Genomic DNA, 21,277 nt, shown 5'->3' on the forward strand with positions numbered 1-21,277 from the left:
AATCATGAAGTTTACCGATATTTTTGTTCGGCGCCCTGTTTTGGCATTAGTTGTTAGTACACTCATTTTGTTACTGGGCGCATTTGCATTCAGTAAACTGCCAATTCGCCAATACCCAATGTTACAAAACTCCACAATTACGATTGCAACAGATTATCCTGGTGCATCGTCTGAGCTCATGCAGGGATTTGTTACTCAGCCTATTACACAAGCGGTTTCCTCTGTAGAAGGTGTCGATTATATTTCTTCATCTTCAGTGCAAGGAAAGAGTTTAGTCACGGTGAGAATGGCGTTAAACCGCGATCCAACACAAGCTCTCACTCAAGTGATGGCAAAGGTAAATCAAGTACGTTATAAGTTGCCGGAACAAGCTTATGATCCCGTCATTGAGCTTTCATCAGGCGAATCTACTGCGGTAGCTTATGTAGGATTTTCAAGTGAGCAACTTTCTATCCCTGAACTTACTGACTACCTTTCTCGTGTTGTTGAACCGATGTTCTCATCTATCAATGGCGTTGCCAAAGTACAGGTTTTTGGTGGACAACAATTAGCGATGCGTCTGTGGTTAGATGCAGAGAAACTGGCTGGTCGCAACTTAACAGCGAGTGATGTCGCAGAGGCAGTACGCCGTAATAACTATCAAGCTGCCCCCGGGAAAGTTGAAGGTGAGTTTGTAATTGCCAACGTTTATGTCAATACGGATCTCACTAGTGTCGACGAATTTAAAGACATGGTTATCAGTAATGATGGTAATAATCTTGTCCGATTACGTGATATTGGCACGGTTGAACTAGGTGCAGCAGCAACAGAAACCAGCGGCATAATGAATGGTAAAAAAGCGGTATTTTTAGGCTTGTTTCCCACGCCAACAGGTAACCCATTAGTGATAGTAGATGGCATTCGTGAAAATCTTGCTGATATCGAAAAAACCTTACCACCCAGTGTTAAAGTTGAACTAGCATTTGAGACCTCACGTTTTATTAAAGCCTCTATTGATCAAGTGGTTCAAACTTTAATTGAAGCCATTTTGATCGTGATCGCGGTGATCTACCTCTGTTTAGGATCATTTCGTTCTGTGATAATTCCAGTTCTAGCGATCCCATTATCAATGCTGGGCGCGGCTGGATTAATGCTTGCTTTCGGTTTTAGTATTAATTTACTCACCCTATTAGCAATGGTATTAGCAATAGGTCTTGTGGTGGATGATGCGATAGTGGTTGTTGAAAACGTACATCGCCATATTGAAGAGGGATTATCGCCTGTTCAAGCAGCGTTAGTCGGAGCAAGAGAAGTTGCCGGCCCGGTTATTGCCATGACGATTACACTAGCCGCTGTTTATGCTCCGATTGGTTTAATGGCTGGATTAACCGGTGCACTATTTAAAGAATTTGCCATAACGCTGGCAGGAAGTGTGATTGTATCTGGTATTGTGGCATTAACCTTATCTCCCGTGATGAGTTCGTTAATGCTAAAACCCAAAGAAAATGAAGGCAAAATGGCTAAAATGGCTGAGTTTGTTTTCGATAAGATGGCTCACTACTATGGCTACGTGCTTAATTTTTCTTTAGCTAATCGCTGGTTAACCATTGTTTTCGCCTTAGCCGTGTTTATCAGTTTGCCGTTTTTATATAGTCAGGCAAAACAAGAACTGGCGCCATCAGAAGATCAGGCAAGTGTCTTAACCGCGGTAAAAGCACCACAACATGCCAATTTAGCCTATGCGGAACGTTTTAATCAGAAGCTTGATGACATTTATATGAGTCTGCCTGAAACTGACAGCACATGGATAATTAATGGAACTGATGGTCCATCCGCTAGCTTTGGGGGGATTAACTTTGATGGCTGGAAAGGTCGTGAGCGCACAGCAGATCAGATTCAGGCGGACTTACAAAATCGGGTGAGTGATGTTGAAGGTACAAGTATTTTTGCTTTCCAATTAGCCTCTTTACCTGGCTCGGTAGGTGGATTGCCAGTACAAATGGTATTACGTAGCCCATTGGGTTACCCCATTTTATTTGAAACAATGGAAAACATTAAACAGCAAGCAAGAGAGAGTGGCCTATTTGTCGTAGTGGATAGTGATTTAGATTACAACAACCCTGTCGTTCAAATTGCCATAGACAGGGCGAAGGCAAATAGCTTAGGTATTCGTATGCAAGATATTGGTGAATCACTGTCCCTATTAGTGGGTGAACACTATATCAATCGCTTTGGTATGGATGGTCGCTCTTATGATGTGATCCCACAAAGTGTACGTCACCAACGTTTAACGCCCACAGCCCTTGCTGGACACTATATTCGTACTCAAGATAACGTGTTAATTCCATTATCAACGGTTGTGAATATGACGACTCAAGTTGAACCGAATAAACTGACACAATTTAATCAACAAAATGCCGCAATCTTTCAAGCTATTCCTGCACCTGGCGTCACCATGGGGCAAGCCGTTGCGTTTCTTGAAAATGTAACCGATTCACTACCAGCTGGCTTTAGCCATGATTGGCAATCTGATTCTCGCCAATTTACCCAAGAAGGAAATACGTTAGTCTTTGCGTTTATTGCAGCACTGATCATTATTTACTTAGTGTTAGCTGCGCAATATGAAAGTTTGGTCGATCCTTTGATTATCTTAATCACAGTACCATTATCTATCTGTGGCGCATTAGTCCCATTAGCTTTAGGTATGGTGACACTCAATATTTACACTCAAATTGGTTTAGTCACCTTGATAGGGCTTATCAGCAAGCACGGGATTTTAATGGTGGAATTTGCTAATGAGTTGCAAGTTCATAAAAACCTAAACCGTCGTGACGCCATTATTGAAGCAGCAAAAATCCGCTTACGTCCTGTATTAATGACCACAGCAGCAATGGTTATTGGGCTTATTCCACTATTATTTGCCAGCGGTGCAGGCGCGAATAGTCGCTATGGATTAGGGCTAATTATTGTGTCGGGTATGTTAGTCGGCACACTGTTTACTCTGTTTGTGCTACCAACGATATACAGTTTCTTAGCGCGAAACCATCAAGTCAGCGCTCAAACTGAGCGTCAAAAAGAGTTACAGCAAGTCCGAGATTTGTAGACCGACAAAATAAAAGACCATTACAAGCAATAATGTCGTAAAAATATCCCCATTGTGAATGCAATGGGGATTTTATTTATTAACAGGAATATTTTGAAAAATAAACACTGCCTTGCTACTCTAACGAGTATTGAAATATAAGCTGTAGCTTATTACCTTAAAAATAAGCTATAACTTATATGAGGTGAACTGTGTGGAATGTACTATTTACAAATTATTTCGATTCTTGGTTATTAGAACAAAGCAACGAGTTACAAGAACGAGTTTTAGCGGCCTTACAGAATCTAGAGATTTATGGGCCTAGGTTATCAAGACCACATGCTGATAACATCAAAGGTTCAAAATATCCCAATATGAAAGAGCTCCGGGTACAACACACAGGGAAACCTATACGAATATTTTTTGCGTTTGACCCAACGAGAAAAGCCATTGTGCTATGTGCAGGAAACAAAACTAACAATAAGAAATTTTACCAAACGATGATCCATATAGCGGATCGAGAATTTACCTCATATCTTTCATCAATAAGAGAAGACAATGAAAACACTTCAACAAGCTATCGCTGAACGTTCTCCTGAAAGCCAAGAACGTATAAAAAAAATGGCTGATGAATTGATACTAGAAACAGGGCTGCAAATCTTAAGAGAAGAGTTAAATATTTCACAAAAAGAGCTGGCGACACACCTTGGGATCTCTCAGCCTGCGATTACCCAAATCGAACAAAGAGGTAACGACCTAAAACTGGCAACATTAAAGCGCTATGTTGAAGCTTTAGGCGGTAAACTCAGCTTAACGATTGAATTACCTACAGGTGAAGGGCGTGTTTTTCATCTTTAGATTTAGAACAATACTTTTAAAATAAAGACCGTAAGCAATAATGTCGTAAAAATATCCCCATTGTGAATGCAATGGGGATTGTTATACTTATTTTTTGAACAAGTATTATTTCATTTTAATATCAGTATTAAGTAACGGGATATTATTATTTATTGCAAATTTAACCAGCTCAGCAATTTGTTCTAGCTGATAAAGTGCTTGGACACTACGTTTTTCCCTTAAATCAGAGATGATACTTTCTAAGCTTTTTCCTTTTGTATTTCCTGCCTCTATCCTTTTCATCATTTCCATTAAAGCAATAAATTCCCCTGTTCTACCCAACCCAGCAAGACAATGGACAGCGATATTTTCTTTTGTTGGATTTATTTTTAAATTAGCACCAATAATATCGATGGTATTTCTTAATTTAGTCGCATCTATTCCTGTATGATCTTTCCAATCATAAATATGCACAAAGTGTATTTTCTTCTTTTCATCACTGTTTTCTTTAGACACTAACTTAGAGTATGTTTTACAATCTAAACACGTTCCATTTTTTTTATTTGCACTTAAAGCCCACTTTTCAATACGACTAGACTTTATATCACCTAAATTTAAATTCTCTCTAAAATATTTAAACCCTTCTTTTTTTAAATCATCCTCTTTATATTCAACACCCATTTCAGAGAGTTCTTTTTTTACAGAATCTTTTATTTTACTGTTCTCATCTTTTTTATTTTCTTTAATATCTTGTTTAATATCCTCATTCGAGGCTAAAATATAAACCGTATCTATATTATTATTAAATAACATATTGAGATAATGATTTAGATTCTCTTTAGTATTCAAAGGATATTGAGATGCAATAGTCATCTTAGAAGGATCATAAGAACTCACATTATTCGCTGGCAATAATACACCCCCTGAATTTATTAAAGTATTTTTACTATACGTTAATTTACTATATCTGGAATTTTCAACGGATTGATAATTATCTGAACTATATTCCAAACCATTTAAGTTATTAAATAAAATCTTAGCTTTTTCATTATACTTATCTGTGCCAATACATTTTTTAACCGCAACTAAAAAATTCTCTCTCTCATTATACAACTTTACTTCTTCATTAGATCGAGAAAAATTAAACTTTAGCATATCTACATTATTCATTTTTCGTCTAGAAAGTAAGCTATTATTTTCTATATTTATTCCTCGCGGTGGCAATGGTAATAAATTCGAGCTAGAATTTTGTTTTCTAGGGGGTAATGGTGGAGCAAAATCTTTATCCCCATTAGCAACATTCATGATATTGCCTTTAATAATATATTCTTTGCTAGTGTTCTCTAATTTATTTCTTTCAATTAATGAGCTTGAGGTAATTGGGGATAGATGCATATTTATGTCCTTATAAATTAAAATAAAATTATCTTATTAAGGACATGGAAGGTATATAAAAAAAACTCCTTTCAAAATAAAACGTTAAAAAATATAATGAAATAGCATTTAAATTTTATTAATAAAAAACACCAATAGCCTTTATAAGGATATTGGTGTCTTCAATTAAAAAATACGTAGTTTATCTCTTTTATTACATTGTCGAGAACGTATTCATAATTATCCCGCCAGAGATAATTAATGCCATAGAAAATATAGCCGGTAAGTCTGGTTTTTGTTTATATAGGATCATGGCAACTAAAGTCACACCAACAATACCAAATCCACACCACAAAGAATAAGCAACACCAACAGGAATATAACCCATTGCACGCGTTAATGCGAAATAACAAATACAGTAAGCTGCAATCACTAAAACAGAGGGAGCTAATTTACTAAAACCGTTGGTCTTTTTAATCATGGAAGTCCCCGTGATTTCAGAACCAATAGATAATGCCAGCCATAAGAATCCGGTAAACATAATTGTTATCCTTATTTATTTTAATAAAGTACTTATTTATTAAAAAATAGTTTTATTAAAAATAGATTTATTAAGAAGTAGATTTATTTATTAACTGGCGATGCTGCCTGTTTAATATTCGGAGTTTCAGTTGTTTCGTCTTCCTCTTCTTCTGATCCCATTTTTGAGAAGAGATTCATAATCACAATACCACTGGCAATCACGGCCATACCTATCATTGCCGCAGTATCAGGATGCTGACCATAAAACAACATACCTAAAGAAGAAACCACTAATATACCTGTACCAGACCATGTTGCATAAGCTAAACCGACGGGAATATTTTTGACTGCACGCGATAATGAGTAATAACAAATAACATAAAGAATAACAATTAAGCCTAATAATAATGTTTTCGTTGTACCTTCACTATTATCAAACATTTTTAAAGTAGAGGTTGCTGAGGTTTCCGAAATAATAACCGCCAGCATCCAAAGCCATGATTTAGCTTTTGGTGACATAATAAGACTCCTGATTTATCAGATATAATTTAAGATTAATTTTTCAAACTTTTTAAATATTCAATAGCAGAATCCGTCAATTTATCTTGTGATAAATGATATTCTCCAGGCTTATTCATTACTTCATTTAAAGTAATATAGCGATTATTATTCTCTTGTTTAATTTCAGGTTTATATTCAGGTTTAGCTTGATGGCTAATATCATGGTTTATTAAATTAGCTTCAACATCATTTATAGAGTGAAACATAATCCCCATTGATTTTAATCGGCTAATATTTTCCTGAATAAGCAGGTTGTACTCTTTATTTTTATTTAAACCTAAAATCTCATTTAATTCACTTTCTGGTTGGCAAAAGTAAGGCAATGCCATAACAGGAATATTTTGAGCAAGGGCAGAATGAATTAACTTCCCTTCTTCACTTATAAATAATCCATTAATAATTTCACCCACCAGCTTCTTATCAAAATAAGGTACAAACAGCGCGTGGTAAGTCGATAACTGCTGGCAATCAAACTCACTCGCGTTATGTATTTCGCCTAGATGACGCCATTTCGACAAATCATGGCTGACTTGTGCCTGTGTTGTGACAAAAAGAGAAAAGCGAATATGAGAAAACATGTTGATACGTTGACAGATTTCATCTTGGTATCCCGATGCCGGTGTCAGCGCTAACAACACCGATTTTTTCATTCTTTTTTCTATTTCAGCCACTATCCTTTCAATTAACTGATTGTCCATTACGTCACCTCATTGCCTTAGCTGACAATAAATACGCTATCGTTGTTACGAAGCCCTGCTGCATTCGCCTCATCAGTATCAATATGAAATTCTAAAGAAAACTTCTCACTGACACGAACAACGACCTCATCAAAAATTAGGCTACGCTCACCTTCTGTTTTAATGTGTACTTTTTGTCCATTGGTGACGTTTAACATTCTGGCGTCAATCTCACTCATATGAATATGACGTTGAGCGCAAATCACTTGCTCTTTTAATTCAACATGACCCGCAGGCCCCATTAAAACAGCATTGCCAGAACCAACTAAATCACCCGATTCACGTACTGGTGCTTTGACACCTAATGCGAAACAGTCAGCTTTTGAAATTTCTAATTGGCTTTGTGGACGAACGGGGCCTAAAACACGAACTTTACTGATCGAACCTTTAGATCCCAAGACAATCACACACTCTTTTGCGGCAAACTGCCCCGGTTGTTTAAGATCTTTAAACGGGGTGAGTTGGTAACCTTTGCCAAATAATGTTTCAACATCTTGTTGTGAAAGATGCACATGTCGATTAGAAATACCAACAGGGATTGCCATTCCTTGTGTCTCTCCCGACATCACGCCATGTACAGGCAAACGAGAGAGGATTTTTCCCATGAGTTGTTGATTAATCATTATTTTTTACCTTTACGGCCTTCTGGTTTGATCGCTTTTTTACTGCTTAATGCTTTATCTGTAGCGGCCTTAGTTTCAGACGCAATATTTTGAGTCTGTAAATCTGCAACTGCTTTTGGGGCTTCAAGGTTCTCAACTTCGTTTTTAGCTGGGGCTTCAACTAGGGTTTTAACGACGGTTTCAATCGCAGTCTCTTGCTCTTTTTCAGCAACAGCGGGGGCTTTTTTCTGACTTTTTACTGTCAGCAATTTAGTGATAACGCTTGGCTCGGGTCTTGCGATCACTAATGATCCAATAACCCGCTCTTTTTGGCTTACGACATCAACACCATGATCAACCGCCGTTCTTACGGCACTGATCTCACCCTGAAAACAGATTGATACCAAACCAGAACCCACTTTTCGGTATCCGATAATTTCTACATTTGCCGCTTTACAGGCGGCATCTGCCGCTTGAATGGCTGCGGTTAACCCTCGTGTTTCAATCACACCTAAACTCTTCATCTTTCTCTCCTACTTAGTGACGGACAAGACGGATATCGAAATCAAATTTCTTAAAGAAGGCTTCTAAACTGTCTAACTCTTCTGGCGTATAACTTGGGTCATTTTTAATTGGGTAAATCATTTCCAATTTTTCGTATTTATTACGTCCAAATTGGTGATAAGGAAGAATATCGATGCGCTGAAGATTCCCGCGTTTTGAGAGTTCCATTGCGTAGTTAATCGCGCCAGTGATCGCATCATAAGAGTCGTTATAACCCCGCACTAAAGGCATACGGACAACTACATTTGCACCGAGATCCATTAAACGCTCTAAATTACGGCGGACATTCTCATTACCAATACCAAACAATGCTTTATGCTGAGTGGTATCAATGTGCTTGATATCAATTAGAAATTGATCAACAACTTCCGCTAATTTTTCATAATTAGCCACATTAGTGGTTGCTTGTGTTTCCACGGCGGTATTGATCATCATCTTTTTACATTCTCGCAAAAGCGCAACCGCAAAATCAGTTTGTAAACTCATTTCACCGCCACCGATTGTGACACCACCACCTGAAGAGATGTAAAAGTCATAATCTTGCATGATGATTTTCATTAACTCAGAGACAGAAACATCTTTCCCCATAATATCAAGCGCATCAGAGATACAGACTTCTTCACACTGACGACAACCGATACAATCTACGCCGCGATCAACACGATGAACTTGTTTACCATTTTCATTGGTTGACATGTAATGCACACCCGCCGGACAAACATCAACGCATTTACCGCAATCGACACATTTGTCGTGAGAGTACATCACCTGAAATTCACTGCTAAGACCTTCTGGATTTGAACACCAAGGGCAACGGATATTACAGCCTTTTAAAAAAACGAGAGTACGAATACCATCACCGTCATAAATAGAGTATTTCTGGATATTAAATATCCGACCTCTTGTTTCTGCCGCCGTCTCCATCTTTACGCCTCCAAATCTGCATCAAACATCCCTGTTTGATAAATTTAAATCTTGTCTTGTCGATTAAAAGGGATAGCCTTTGCCATCCCTATGGCTATGATTAGAATTTCTCAATCACAGTACGACTGATAATTTCATCCTGAACTTCTTTACATAATTCAACGAAGTAAGCACTGTAACCTGCAACACGAACAATCAAATCGCGGTATTTTTCTGGCTCAAGTTGTGCTTTTTTCAGTACTTCATTATCAACATAGCTAAATTGCATCTGACCGTTACCTAGAATTGAAGCCGTTCTTAATAAGGTAATTAAACCTTGGCGTCCTTCATTGGTATCTAATAAGCCTTTCAGGAATTTGAAGTTATGAACCATACCAATATTCATGGTTTCAACATTCATCTTACTGATTGATTTGATGATCGCCGTTGGACCATGTTTATCAGCACCTTGTGTTGGGCTGATCCCATCTGATAATGGTTTCCATGCGAAGCGACCATTTGGCGTCGCGGCGGTTAATTCACCAATTGGTGTATTGTTAGAGATAGACAGCGTTCCGTGGCTCAATGTGGAGTAGAGCATTTTGTATTTACGACATTCACGCTCAGTCCATTCCGTAATATCTAGCGCATATTGGTCAACAACATCGTCATCGTTACCAAATTTCGGTGCATTTAAGCAGTCACGTAAAAGCTCGTCATGACCTTCAAAGTTAGCTAATAACGCATCACGGATTTGCTCTAAGGTATATTTTCTCTCTTCATAAACTAACTTGCGGATTGCTGCCATTGAGTCAACGTAAGTTGCTAAGCCAGAGAAAATCAAACCTGGACCATGGTTAACCATTGCGCCGCCTGCCGTGACGTCTTTACCTTGTTCCATACAGCCTTCAACCAGCAGAGACATTAATGGCTTCGGTGCTACATCGCGGTGAACACGTTGGCTGATCACAGTACCAATTGCCGATAAACGAACGATATGTGCGACTTGTTCTTTTACAGCGCGGTCGAAATCTTCATAAGTACGCAGGTCGCGTAAATCGCCTGTATCTAAACCTTGATAGCTATCAAATAGCACCATACGACCACGATTTAATACAAACTCAATGGCGATAGGCCATTGGGTGTAACCTGTTGATGTCCATTGATAAATACGACCTGATTTTTGTGGTTCAACACAGCCCATCAAGCAGTAGTCACGCGCATCCTCAAAGTCAAAGCCTTTACGTAGCATCATTTTGATATGAGAATCATCAAAGTGACAGGCAGGGAAGCCCATACCGGCTTTGACTACATCAACAATTTTTTCCATATATTGCTGTGGAGATTGGTTATGAATACGACATGCGAGTGATGGTTGATACACTTTCACAAAACGCACAGCATCCATAATCAGGTAAGTTAAGTCGTTACACGCATCGCCACCAGAACGTTTTTGTCCACCGATAGTTAAGTTGATAAATGGCTGATAACCCGCGAAATATTTCGCACCTAGCTCACTCGACATCCACATTAACTCAGCACATTTGATGATAAAGGCTTGCATCATTTCCAGTGCTTGTTCACGCGTTAAACGACCTGATTTGATATCGTTTTCATACATTGGGAAGCAGTATTGGTCTAAACGACCTAAAGAAAGACCCGTTTGGTTCTCTTCAACTTCAAACAGTGATTCAACAGTCCAGATACTTTGCAATGCTTCTTGCAGCGTTTTTGGTGGATTAGCGGGTACATTTTCGTTGACTTGAGCAATCGTCAGTAACTCTTCACGACGTTGTGGATTACTCTCTTTTGATGCTAATTCACGCGCATGTTCTGCAATACGATGTGCGTAAGCAATCACACCTTCACAGCTTTCAATAGACGCTTTGTAGAAGTAGATACGGTCGATATCAGCAGGATTTTCCATGCTTAACTCGGCCAGTTTAGCTTGTGCATCGGCTTTAATACCGTTCATGCCCTTAGTGAAAAGCAGTACGTCATAGCCAGGGCAAGTATCGCCACCACCATTGATTTGGTGATAAGAAAGGTCACTGACAAACGTTTCACCACTAAATTCCCACACACCCGCTTCGCGATATTGTGCTTCGCAGATCTCATCTAAAGAACGGCCTTCCCAGAATGGAACAATCTCTTCGCGAATGACTTTTTTGTCTTCTTCTGAAATTTGGAATGGATCTTGTGGACGTGTGCTCATGGTATCGAGTTCATCACGAACCCAGCGCCATGCGATATCAGGAGAGAAAGCACCAGCACGCGCTTTTCCACAAGGATGTCCAACAATCAGTTCTTCATCTTGAATTAAGATAGGTGCGGTTTCACATGCACGACGGAAAGCTTTAGCGCGCAGTAAAATGGGCGGTAAACCTGGGTTATTGCGCACAATTTCAGTAAATGCTAATGCTCTATAAATTGATACACTTGGACGTGCTTCTAAATAACGATTACGTAAACGTTGTAAGCGAGGCGTTAAACCTTCCATCACTTTCAATTCACCTGCATCTGCACTTGGAGCAACAAAGTTTGCAGAAGGTGCAGCGTATTGAGGCTGTGAATTCGTACGACCATTATATAAACGTACTTGCAGTGAACTGTGTAAGGTTGACAGATTAGCGCGAGCAGATAACAGCATCTCTGACAGTTCGTTAATGCTGACTCGTGGATCGTTGATATCAACACCCTGTGTCATTGCATCAAACATTGGATAACCATCAATTTCTTTGGTTGCACGCACTTCTGAAAGCTCAGCTAATTTCAACCATACGCTTTCAACAATTTCATAGGCTTGTGCTTGTGTTAAACGACCTTGGTCGATATCACGTTGATAGAATGGATAAAGAGCTTTATCAAATCCCATTGGATTAATGGCATAACTGCCATTTTCCAGATGTAAGACTAATTGCAATAAATAGAATACTTGAACCGCTTCTTTAAAAGTTTCTGCAGGTTTTGCAGGAACTTTACGTAATACAGCGGCACTCTCTAATAACTCAGCTTTACGGTATGGGTTACCTTCCATTGCGGCTAAGTTCTCTGCTTTTGCAGACAAAATTTGAGCAAAATACAGTGCTGCATCACATGCATAAATCGCTGATTTACAGTAATTAGCTTCGTCAATACTGCTACGATTTACAGCACTACCAATGCTTCTAATTCTATCTTCAAGCTGTGCTTTGATGGCTAAGAAACCTTGGTTTACCACCAGCATATAATCAGGTGATGCAACGCTATTGTTAATACTTAAGAAACGGTAGATAGAGTCACTACGTACTTCATCTTCAGTGTGAAAAATCGCACCGCGTGGAGTTGATGACTGGCTGCCGATAATCAGTTCATCTTGTGCGATATAGCTTGGAAAATGGCGGATAAACTCATAAAAACGTTGCGCAGGTTTAATCGCTTGAGGAACACCTGCAATGCTGTTGTCTAAGGAATCAAAAATTGTCGCACGCTCTGTACTGATTGAGCTATTACGTGAAACTAAACGTTCTGCCAGCATTTTTACGCGTGGCGTCAAAGAATATTTGGCCATGTGAGGCTCTCCTGATGTTCTTTACTTGACCTAATCGGTATTCATTCGGTTGAGCATTAACTGTGTGATACACCGGCAAATGCCTGACGATACAATGTTTCTAATTGGTGTGTGTTCACGTCACGCGGATTTGTCGGCGTACAGCTATCTCGTAAAGCCTGTCCGACCATTTCCGTTAAACGGGCATAAAAGTCCGCTTCACTGACACCGGTATCGCGAATACTCTTCGGCATACCCATTTCATCTTTCAATACATTAATGGCGACGATTAAACTGGTTACCCCTTCTCTTACTGTGTTAGCCGGAAGTCCTAGACTTTGCGCAAGATAGGCGTAACGTTTTGCTGCTTCACTATTACAATCACCATGAAGATTGGCGTTAAAGGCGACGACATGTGTCATCAATAACGCATTTGCACGACCGTGAGGAACGTGGAATACACCGCCTAATGCGTGGGCAAGACTGTGAGTAATCCCCAGCGAGGCGTTAGTAAATGCCATGCCTGCAATACAAGATGCGTTATGCATTTTTTCGCGAGCCATCAAGTTGTCACCTTGATGGTGGCAATCAATAAGATGACCAAAGACTAGCTTGACGGCTTTCTCTGCCATCGCATCAGAAAAATCAGATGCAGCTTTAGAAACATACGCTTCTAGTGCATGACAAAGGACATCCATACCGGTATCTGCAGTAATGGCAGGTGGCACAGATTTCACCAACTCAGGATCGAGAATGGCGACATCAGGCAACATAAACGCATCAACCAAGACCAGTTTTTCACTGCGTGATTTGATCACTGAAAAAGAGGTCACTTCAGATCCCGTACCACTCGTGGTTGGGATCGCAATAAATTGTGGTTTTGTTCTGTTGCTCTCTTTACGGGTATGCCAGAGGGAGTACATAACGGCTTTCGCGGCATCAATCACTGATCCGCCACCGAGTGCAATAACCAAGTCGGGATAATGAGCATCCATGATCTTCATACCACTCACGATGGCTGAAATATCCGGATCTGACGCCACATCATCGTAAACCTGGAATTCGATACCTCGTTGCATTAATTTGTCAGTGACTTTATTCGCAAAGCCAAACTTCACCATTGCTTTATCTGTCACCACAAATGCGCGGCGGGCAGTTAATCCAGAAAGAAAATCCAGTGCATTGGTGCCAAACTGAATTTTGGGTTTTATCAGAAACTCACTCATGTCGTTATTACTCCTTACTGTCCCGATAAACCTTCTCAACAATGGCAACCACTGACATCGCCTTGTAACGATCTTTGTTCAGTGCGAAGTATTCTTCAGCCAACACAACATCGTTGATACCTGCACCAACGCTGTCCACTGCAACATAGGTTTTGTTTTTCAGTGGGTTAAGCTCATCATCTAAGGTCGCTATCATTAATAAATTGCTACCTTTAAGTTCTGGGCTTTTTTGTGTCGCTACTACGTGTCCGATTACCTTTGCGAGGATCATGGTTTATATCGCCTTATATCAATGAGTTACTTACTCAGACGTCCGAGAACTTCCTTGATAATGCGTTCCACGTTTTCTTCGGTAATATCACCTTGTTCAATCACTTGCTGCGCACAAGCGCTGACTGTCGTGGTATAAGGAGATGCACCAAAGCGATCATCACCTTGAGTTTGACGTTGTGCCGTAGCACATTCAGCATGAACAGGGGTTAACGAAGGTGAACGAAAACGGTCATCATCAAGAATGCTGGTCTGGTGATTTGCGCTAGAAACAGCACAAGCAGAAACAGCGGGTTGAGTAGCTTCTTGTGCTAAAGGACAAGGTTGTTTCAACTCTTCAACGGTACGCACGCCATAACCTACTTTACGAATATTCAGTAGATTCATTGGACCAACGTTATCAGAGCTAGAACCACCGCCAACAGCACCACAACCTAAAGTCAGTGCAGGCGTAATATTGGTTGTCGCACCGATACCGCCTAATGCTGCAGGAGTATTAATCAGAATACGGTTAACCGGTTTTTCTAACGAGAACTGACGAATAACATCTTCATTTTTAGTATGAATCACTAAGGTATGACCTAAACCTTCATTAGTCAGTAATTGCACCACGCGATCGCACGCTGATTTCCAATCTTCTTCGATATACATCCCTAAGATTGGGCATAGTTTTTCGCGTGAATACGGATTTTTGGGTGAAACAGTATCTTGTAATGCGATTAATACACGCGTATTCGCGGGTACACTAAAACCTGCACGCTGACTTAAATAAATTGCATCTTTACCCACAACGGCTGGGTTAATTGTGCCGTTAGCACGCAGTAACATTGAAGCCACTTTTGTTGCTTCTTCGTCATTCATAAAGTAAGCACCTTGCGCTAATAGCTCACGGTGAACTTCGTTATAAATGCAACGCTCTACGATAATGGATTGTTCTGATGCACAGATAACCCCATTGTCGAATGTTTTACTGGTGATGATATCGCTTACGGCTTTTTTGATATCTGCACTACGTTCGATAAAAGCAGGACCATTACCTGGACCACCACTGATTGTTGGTGTACCTGATGCATAAGCTGCACGCACCATACCTTCACCACCAGTTGCTAAAATTAATGACACATCTTTGCTGTGCATTAATTCTTTTGTCGCTTCCAGAGTCAGTAATGTCACACCATCAACAATACCTGCTGGTGCACCCGCTTCTAATGCCGCTTTTTTAACAATTTCTAACGCACGGAAACTGCACTGTTTTGCATTTGGATGCGGAGAGAAAATAATCGCATTACCCGCTTTTAGTGCAATTAGGGTTTTATAGATAATGGTTGATGTTGGGTTAGTTGAAGGGACTAACGCCGTGATAACACCTAAAGGCACGCCAACATCCATGACTTTTTTCACTTTATCGTCATTGATAATGCCAACGGTCTTCATGTCTTTCATATGTTCATACACACGCAATGATGCGAAAGTGTTCTTCAGAACTTTGTCTTCCCACTTACCAAAGCCTGTTTCTTCGTTCGCCATTTTCGCCAGCTCTTCAGCATGACGAGCGGCTTCAAATGCAATGTGTTTTACAATACTGTCGATTTTTTCCTGCGAAAACTTAGCGTAAACCAGTTGTGCATTTTTCGCGTTACGAACTAGCTCACGAGCCAGTTGTCTGGATTGCAAATCTTTATCTAATGCAACCATGTCTTCCCCCATACAGGAGTTAAAAAATTTAGCTGAATAACGTATTTCTTTGCTTTACAGCACGCCTGAATAATCAGGCTTTGTGCTGTTGTGCGATTTTCTCGATATCGTTATGCGGTCTTGCAATAACACGAGAAGTCACGACGGTGCCGATACGTTTTGCTGCTTCAACACCTGACTCAACCGCTGCATTGACTGCACCGACATCGCCTTTCACCATTGCTGTCACTAAACCAGAACCGACGTTTTCATAACCAATCAGTTCAACATTGGCTGCTTTGCACATTGCATCAGCAGCTTCAATGCAAGCGACAAGACCTTTGGTTTCAACTAGACCTAGTGCTTCTTTCATATTTATTTCCTTCGTTATTCAGTCACTTTGTACTGGGCAACGATTTTTTGAATATCGTTATGTGGACGAGCGATGACTAATGAAGTCACAACAGTACCAACACGTTGAGCCGCTTCTAAGCCAGATTCCACAGCGGCTTTAACGGCACCTACATCACCTTTCACCATTGCTGTGACTAAACCTGACCCCACATTTTCGTAGCCAATTAACTCAACATTTGCCGCTTTACACATCGCGTCAGCGGCTTCAATACAAGCCACCAGCCCTTGAGTTTCAATAAGTCCTAATGCATCACCCATACGTTCTCCTAAGGCAAAAACTATGCCTTGTGTTTGATAACAATCTTGTTGATGTCATTGTGAGGACGAGCAATCACGAGCGATGTAACAACTTCACCCACGCGTTGTGCTGACTCCACACCTGAATCCACTGCAGCTTTCACTGCGCCCACGTCGCCTTTCACCATCGCAGTCACGAGACCTGAACCCACATTTTCATAGCCAATAAGTTCAACGTTCGCGGCTTTACACATAGCGTCAGCGGCTTCAATACATGCCACCAGACCCTTGGTTTCGATCAGACCTAATGCATCACCCATTTTCATTTCCTCCGAGAAGCCGTTTAACGGTTTACATTTGCCCATTGTGTCTGCGTGGTGATTTTTTAAACGCAGACGTTGGTTTCAAAATCACTATAACGCGTAAAAACGAAAACAAAATATAAATCCATGATGTTGCAACATATAGAATTTAACTCTGCAATTTAGTGTTTTTTATCTCTCTATTTATCGTTCCATGCTGTTAATTTGTTTTTTTCATCATTATAAATTTATTCATTTTCATAAAAATGAGGTGAAAAAAAAGGCAAATTAACTTTGTTAGAAGGATGTTGAAAAGGTGAAAAAAGGCAGTACATATCGACAAGAAAGATGTGCGGAATATCACTGATATTTCAATGTGAGATCAATATTTGAAAAAGGCTAAATCGAGTCTATATACAAATCGTGCTATTTTTTTGTTGATAACGTATTTATCAAATTTAAACCTTTACTCATGTGTATAAACAAGAAAGGAGGGTACTCTTTACTATAAGAATCAGGCAGACAATCTGTTCAAATCACGGAATAGACAAAAGAGCTAAATTTAAGAATGTGTGAGAAGAGAAGATGAATTGAGTGGATAGGATATATTGAATTTTAGATCAATAAAAAGGTGACTATATAGAAGCCACCTTGCAAAAATAAGATCGAACAATCAGGACAATTAATCGAATTTACTACCCGGCTTTAAGGTACAAATATAGAGTGGTGAGTTAAGCGAACTTAATAGTAATGTTTTCTCATTTAGCTTCTGTGCATTAATAAATAATCCATCATGACTGTCTGACATTTCACGCATAAAATAGTCAAAAATAACATCTGGAGATTCATCAATTGATGATGCGCTCGCATCCCATTGGCTAACAAAATAGTGACGTTCTGTCGGTGAAACACGCTTAGTTGTGTAATCAAATTTCACATAGCGTTGTAAATACAACCATCCTGCTTTCGAAGTAGTATACCCTTCAACGACAATGGAGCCTTTACCATTAGCACCAAATGAAAAATGAATATTACCATTTACATTTTCATCTTCCATATTCTCAAAACGCATAATGCCCTTGGTTGAGCAAACCATGACACCTTCATTTTTAATGGTTAATAATCTTGTTGCTGCATAAGTGGCGACCAAGATAAAAATCAGGGCCGATAAAAAACATAAAAGTTTCCCTGAGATTTTCATTAGTATTTCCAAGAATAATAAAAGTAATTGTCACAATAACTGAATGGGTTATCTTCGTTCTTCGCACAGTGAGCTAAAAATACGCGCCCCAATCCATTTGTTTGTAATTTATCACCATAAAAGAAAACAAATCGCTCGCCTTTCACACACTGTAAATTAAGCTTCTTTCTTACAGCATCAAAATTGCGAACATAATTATCACTGACCGCGGAATTAATCATGGCTTCATTAGAAAGTAACTCACAATCATTATGTGTTAATGGTGTCAGTGAAATTGGCTTTGATTGATGTTGATTAAAAAAGATGATCACCGTGAGAAATACGGTACCTAATAAAAAACCAATGCTGGCTAAATACCAACAAATTTCAGGTTTCTGTGTTTTTTGAGGCGCATCTTCTTGCGTAGACACTACAGGTGTTTGAGTTTGCGTTAAAGATAAAGGTGTCGTTGTTTCAACAGCGATTTGATTTTCATCCTTAACTAAAATAGGCGTTTCTTCATTTGTTTGAGTTGAAGGTAATAGCGTTGAATCATCAATAAGTTCAACTGAAATATCCGGATTAAACTCTAACCGCCCTTTCGCAATGGTCACAATGATATTTTCAATACCATAATGACGAAATGTTTTTCGTAATAAACTCAAATATTGGTTTAAATTACTGTTTGATGAAACTAATCCATTATCATCCCAAACCCGTTTTAATACTTCATCACGATTAACAACGCCGGGATGCTGAATAAAATAAAAGAGTAACGCATTTGCGGTAATAGAAAGATGTGTATCAACACGCTCTTTTTCTAATGATATCGCGCCATCCGTTGCGTCGTAATAAATTAAGGCATTTATTTTGTATTTCATTGTGCCCTCATTCATCCTGATTAAAATTACTGATTTGCTGTGTCTGCCATATAGTCAAATGTCATTTCAGATAATCGTCTAACTAATGCACTGCGCTCTTCTTGGGAAATCGTAGGGCCTTCTGTTAATTCAGATAACCAAAGACCATCTGCGGCATAACGAATTAATGTCCCTAAATAACTATTGTCTAATTTATCGCCTTTGGCTAAATGATCTAACATCCAATCTCGCCAGCATTTACGCATAATAGGTTCGTTTGGCATGGCTAAAGACAATATCGCTAATTGACGACTTTCATCTGACTGCTTTAAATCAGAAATATAGGTTAAATAGGCGCGAGAAAAACGCCCCGCTTCAATAGGATCATTTTCCATAATAACTGCAATGCGACTATCCATAATACCTAATAGACGCTTAAAGACCGCATGCACCAATTCTAGTTTTCCGGGGAAATGATGAAGTAATCCACCTTTACTCACACCCGCTTCTTTTGCGACGGCATTTAAAGAGAGAGACGCGATCCCTTCATTTGCTACAATAATGCTTGCCGCTTCCAATAATTGTTCTTGAACTCGGATAGGGTCTTTTTTTCTGTGATGCGCAGTTGTATTCATGCATGGGATGATACCGACCAGTCGGTATGTTCCTTATTGATCAAAATCAATCCCTTTTAGACTCGTACTTATTATATGTAAATAATGCAGTTGACTTCACATTCCTATATTTATTCAATTAAATTATTTTTAAAAAATAAAATAAACAAATAACCTTTGATTCAAATATTAAAATCACTTAAGGTAAATAAAATAACAATTGATAATAATCAAAAAACATCAATCATTAGAAATGATAATTTGTTTTTTATCAAAATAGTCATATTTCTATTTACCTCTGCATTTATGCTTTCCATTTTTGTGACATTAATATAATTATATAAATCATCTTTGTTAATTTTATTTAAATAAAAAATCACACATCCTCTTTATGTATTAAGCACTAAGTTTTACTTTTTATCAAAAAATGAAATATATAAAACCACCTTCTTTATATTAAAGAAGGTGGTTTATTAACGAATAAATTTAATTAAATACTGGCTTTTAATGCCTGCTCTAAATCTGCAAGAATATCGTCAATATGCTCAATACCAATTGATAAACGAATTAAATCGCGTGAAACGCCTGCACGTTCTAATTCTTCATCATTTAATTGGCGATGAGTGGTTGATGCTGGATGACATGCTAATGATTTTGCATCACCAATATTCACAAGGCGAACAATGAGTTGTAATGCATCAATAAATTTCGCCCCAGACTCTGCTCCCCCTTTAATACCAAAAGAGAGAATGCCCGCGGGCTTACCTGACATATAACGTACTGCTAAATCATGTTCAGGGTGATTGTTTAACCCCGCATATTTAACCCATGCCACTTGAGGATGATTTTGTAGATATTCTGCTACTTTTTGTGCATTTTCAGTGTGGCGATCCATACGTAACGCCAGCGTTTCTAACCCTTGTAGAATTAAAAAAGCATTAAATGGCGACAATGCAGCACCTGTTCCACGCAAAGGCGCAACACGACATCTTGCTATATAAGCAGCCGCACCAAAGTGCTCAACGTAATTTACTCCGTGATAAGAAACATCCGGTGTATTCAGTATTTCAAAACGATCTTTATGTTCAGCCCAAGGGAATTTACCAGAATCAACAACAATGCCACCAATCGAATTGCCGTGGCCACCAATATATTTGGTTAAAGAGTGAATAATAATATCCGCGCCATGTTCAAAAGGACGGCATAAATAAGGCGTTGCAACAGTATTATCAACAATCAAAGGTACACCATGGCGATGAGCGACATCCGCCAATGCTTGAATATCAACAATATTTCCGCTTGGGTTTGTAATAGTTTCACAAAATACCGCTTTTGTTTTGTCGTCAATTAACGCTTCAAGAGCCGCAATATCATCATGGGGAGCAAAACGTGCTTCAATACCAATACGAGGGAAAGTGTGTGCCATTAAGTTATAAGTACCACCATACAGCTTCGCGACAGAAACAATATTGTCACCGACTTGTGCAATAGTTTGAATTGCATAAGTAATTGCTGCCATACCTGACGCTACAGCAACTGCTGCGATCCCGCCTTCTAATGCTGCAACTCGTTTTTCTAATACATCATTGGTTGGGTTCATTATACGGGTATAGATATTACCGGGTACTTTTAAGTCAAAAAGATCGGCACCATGCTGCGTATCATCAAATGCATAAGATGTTGTTTGGTAAATAGGTACAGCAACGGCTTTTGTGGTTGGATCAGGTGAATAACCGGCGTGAACAGAAAGTGTCTCAAGTTTCATAGCAATTCCTTTTTTGTTGCATTTGTTCTTATCGTATTACTTAAC

General features: G+C 39.2%; 21 protein-coding genes. 3 read left to right on the forward strand and 18 right to left on the reverse strand.

Annotated elements, in window-relative coordinates; all coding sequences use genetic code 11:
* Window positions 1-4 precede the first annotated feature (4 nt).
* The 3 genes from DK865_RS18240 (at window position 5) to DK865_RS18250 (ending at window position 3,919) form a co-directional block, all read left to right on the forward strand.
* Entirely contained in the window at window positions 5-3,082 is a 3,078-nt protein-coding gene (locus DK865_RS18240; protein WP_109392530.1) for a MexW/MexI family multidrug efflux RND transporter permease subunit, read from the forward strand.
* 191 nt (window positions 3,083-3,273) lie between these two features.
* On the forward strand, window positions 3,274-3,648 hold the full coding sequence (locus DK865_RS18245; RefSeq protein ID WP_036914126.1) for a type II toxin-antitoxin system RelE/ParE family toxin: 375 nt from the start codon (window positions 3,274-3,276) through the stop codon (window positions 3,646-3,648).
* Window positions 3,620-3,919, forward strand: a complete 300-nt coding sequence (locus DK865_RS18250; RefSeq protein WP_023583035.1) for a helix-turn-helix domain-containing protein — start codon at window positions 3,620-3,622, stop codon at window positions 3,917-3,919. The genes DK865_RS18245 and DK865_RS18250 overlap by 29 nt, the downstream gene beginning before the upstream one ends.
* Window positions 3,920-4,024: 105 nt before the next feature.
* On the opposite strand, the gene DK865_RS18255 is transcribed toward DK865_RS18250, so the two are convergent.
* From DK865_RS18255 to DK865_RS18340, 18 genes are all read right to left on the reverse strand, one after another.
* The gene (locus tag DK865_RS18255; RefSeq protein WP_228407815.1) at window positions 4,025-5,293 is read right to left on the reverse strand and encodes a protein-tyrosine phosphatase family protein; all 1,269 of its coding nucleotides are present in this window, start codon (window positions 5,291-5,293) and stop codon (window positions 4,025-4,027) included.
* Window positions 5,294-5,486: 193 nt separating this feature from the next.
* Window positions 5,487-5,813 (reverse strand): DMT family transporter, encoded by a 327-nt coding sequence (locus DK865_RS18260; RefSeq protein WP_004245856.1) that lies wholly within the window; start codon window positions 5,811-5,813, stop codon window positions 5,487-5,489.
* A gap of 83 nt (window positions 5,814-5,896) precedes the next feature.
* A complete protein-coding gene (locus tag DK865_RS18265; protein WP_023583037.1) occupies window positions 5,897-6,313 on the reverse strand; it encodes a DMT family transporter in 417 nt (138 codons plus the stop codon).
* 35 nt (window positions 6,314-6,348) lie between these two features.
* Window positions 6,349-7,053, reverse strand: coding sequence for a hypothetical protein (locus tag DK865_RS18270; protein ID WP_023583038.1), 705 nt, complete (start codon window positions 7,051-7,053; stop codon window positions 6,349-6,351).
* A gap of 17 nt (window positions 7,054-7,070) precedes the next feature.
* On the reverse strand, window positions 7,071-7,658 hold the full coding sequence (locus tag DK865_RS18275; RefSeq protein WP_407681505.1) for a phosphate propanoyltransferase: 588 nt from the start codon (window positions 7,656-7,658) through the stop codon (window positions 7,071-7,073).
* A 56-nt stretch (window positions 7,659-7,714) separates the two neighbouring features.
* Window positions 7,715-8,218, reverse strand: a complete 504-nt coding sequence (locus tag DK865_RS18280) for a BMC domain-containing protein (RefSeq protein ID WP_109392532.1) — start codon at window positions 8,216-8,218, stop codon at window positions 7,715-7,717.
* Between the two features lie 13 nt (window positions 8,219-8,231).
* The gene (gene cutD, locus DK865_RS18285; RefSeq protein ID WP_023583041.1) at window positions 8,232-9,182 is read right to left on the reverse strand and encodes a choline TMA-lyase-activating enzyme; all 951 of its coding nucleotides are present in this window, start codon (window positions 9,180-9,182) and stop codon (window positions 8,232-8,234) included.
* Between the two features lie 100 nt (window positions 9,183-9,282).
* Window positions 9,283-12,711 carry a choline trimethylamine-lyase gene (gene cutC / locus DK865_RS18290; RefSeq protein WP_109392533.1) on the reverse strand — a complete coding sequence of 1,143 codons (3,429 nt, stop codon included), beginning with the start codon at window positions 12,709-12,711 and terminating at the stop codon, window positions 9,283-9,285.
* A gap of 56 nt (window positions 12,712-12,767) precedes the next feature.
* A complete protein-coding gene (locus DK865_RS18295; protein WP_109392534.1) occupies window positions 12,768-13,916 on the reverse strand; it encodes a 1-propanol dehydrogenase PduQ in 1,149 nt (382 codons plus the stop codon).
* Between the two features lie 7 nt (window positions 13,917-13,923).
* On the reverse strand, window positions 13,924-14,187 hold the full coding sequence (locus DK865_RS18300; RefSeq protein ID WP_004245867.1) for a EutN/CcmL family microcompartment protein: 264 nt from the start codon (window positions 14,185-14,187) through the stop codon (window positions 13,924-13,926).
* Window positions 14,188-14,213: 26 nt separating this feature from the next.
* Window positions 14,214-15,881: an acetaldehyde dehydrogenase (acetylating) gene (locus DK865_RS18305; protein ID WP_109392535.1), complete on the reverse strand. Its 1,668-nt coding sequence runs from the start codon at window positions 15,879-15,881 to the stop codon at window positions 14,214-14,216.
* Between the two features lie 73 nt (window positions 15,882-15,954).
* On the reverse strand, window positions 15,955-16,233 hold the full coding sequence (locus DK865_RS18310; protein WP_006536328.1) for a BMC domain-containing protein: 279 nt from the start codon (window positions 16,231-16,233) through the stop codon (window positions 15,955-15,957).
* A gap of 14 nt (window positions 16,234-16,247) precedes the next feature.
* Window positions 16,248-16,532 carry a BMC domain-containing protein gene (locus DK865_RS18315; protein WP_006536329.1) on the reverse strand — a complete coding sequence of 95 codons (285 nt, stop codon included), beginning with the start codon at window positions 16,530-16,532 and terminating at the stop codon, window positions 16,248-16,250.
* 20 nt (window positions 16,533-16,552) lie between these two features.
* Window positions 16,553-16,831 carry a BMC domain-containing protein gene (locus DK865_RS18320; protein WP_004249182.1) on the reverse strand — a complete coding sequence of 93 codons (279 nt, stop codon included), beginning with the start codon at window positions 16,829-16,831 and terminating at the stop codon, window positions 16,553-16,555.
* 664 nt (window positions 16,832-17,495) lie between these two features.
* Complete coding sequence (locus DK865_RS18325) at window positions 17,496-18,014, reverse strand: FidL-like protein (RefSeq protein ID WP_006536331.1); 519 nt, start codon at window positions 18,012-18,014, stop codon at window positions 17,496-17,498.
* Complete coding sequence (locus DK865_RS18330) at window positions 18,014-18,874, reverse strand: transcriptional regulator (protein WP_109392536.1); 861 nt, start codon at window positions 18,872-18,874, stop codon at window positions 18,014-18,016. Before DK865_RS18330 ends, DK865_RS18325 begins: the two co-directional genes overlap by 1 nt.
* Window positions 18,875-18,900: 26 nt before the next feature.
* Window positions 18,901-19,488: a TetR/AcrR family transcriptional regulator gene (locus tag DK865_RS18335; protein WP_023583046.1), complete on the reverse strand. Its 588-nt coding sequence runs from the start codon at window positions 19,486-19,488 to the stop codon at window positions 18,901-18,903.
* 469 nt (window positions 19,489-19,957) lie between these two features.
* A complete protein-coding gene (locus tag DK865_RS18340) occupies window positions 19,958-21,232 on the reverse strand; it encodes a bifunctional O-acetylhomoserine aminocarboxypropyltransferase/cysteine synthase (protein WP_109392537.1) in 1,275 nt (424 codons plus the stop codon).
* Window positions 21,233-21,277: the final 45 nt, after the last annotated feature.

Origin of the sequence: Proteus cibi, assembly GCF_003144405.1 — a bacterium.
Lineage (GTDB): Bacteria > Pseudomonadota > Gammaproteobacteria > Enterobacterales > Enterobacteriaceae > Proteus > Proteus cibi.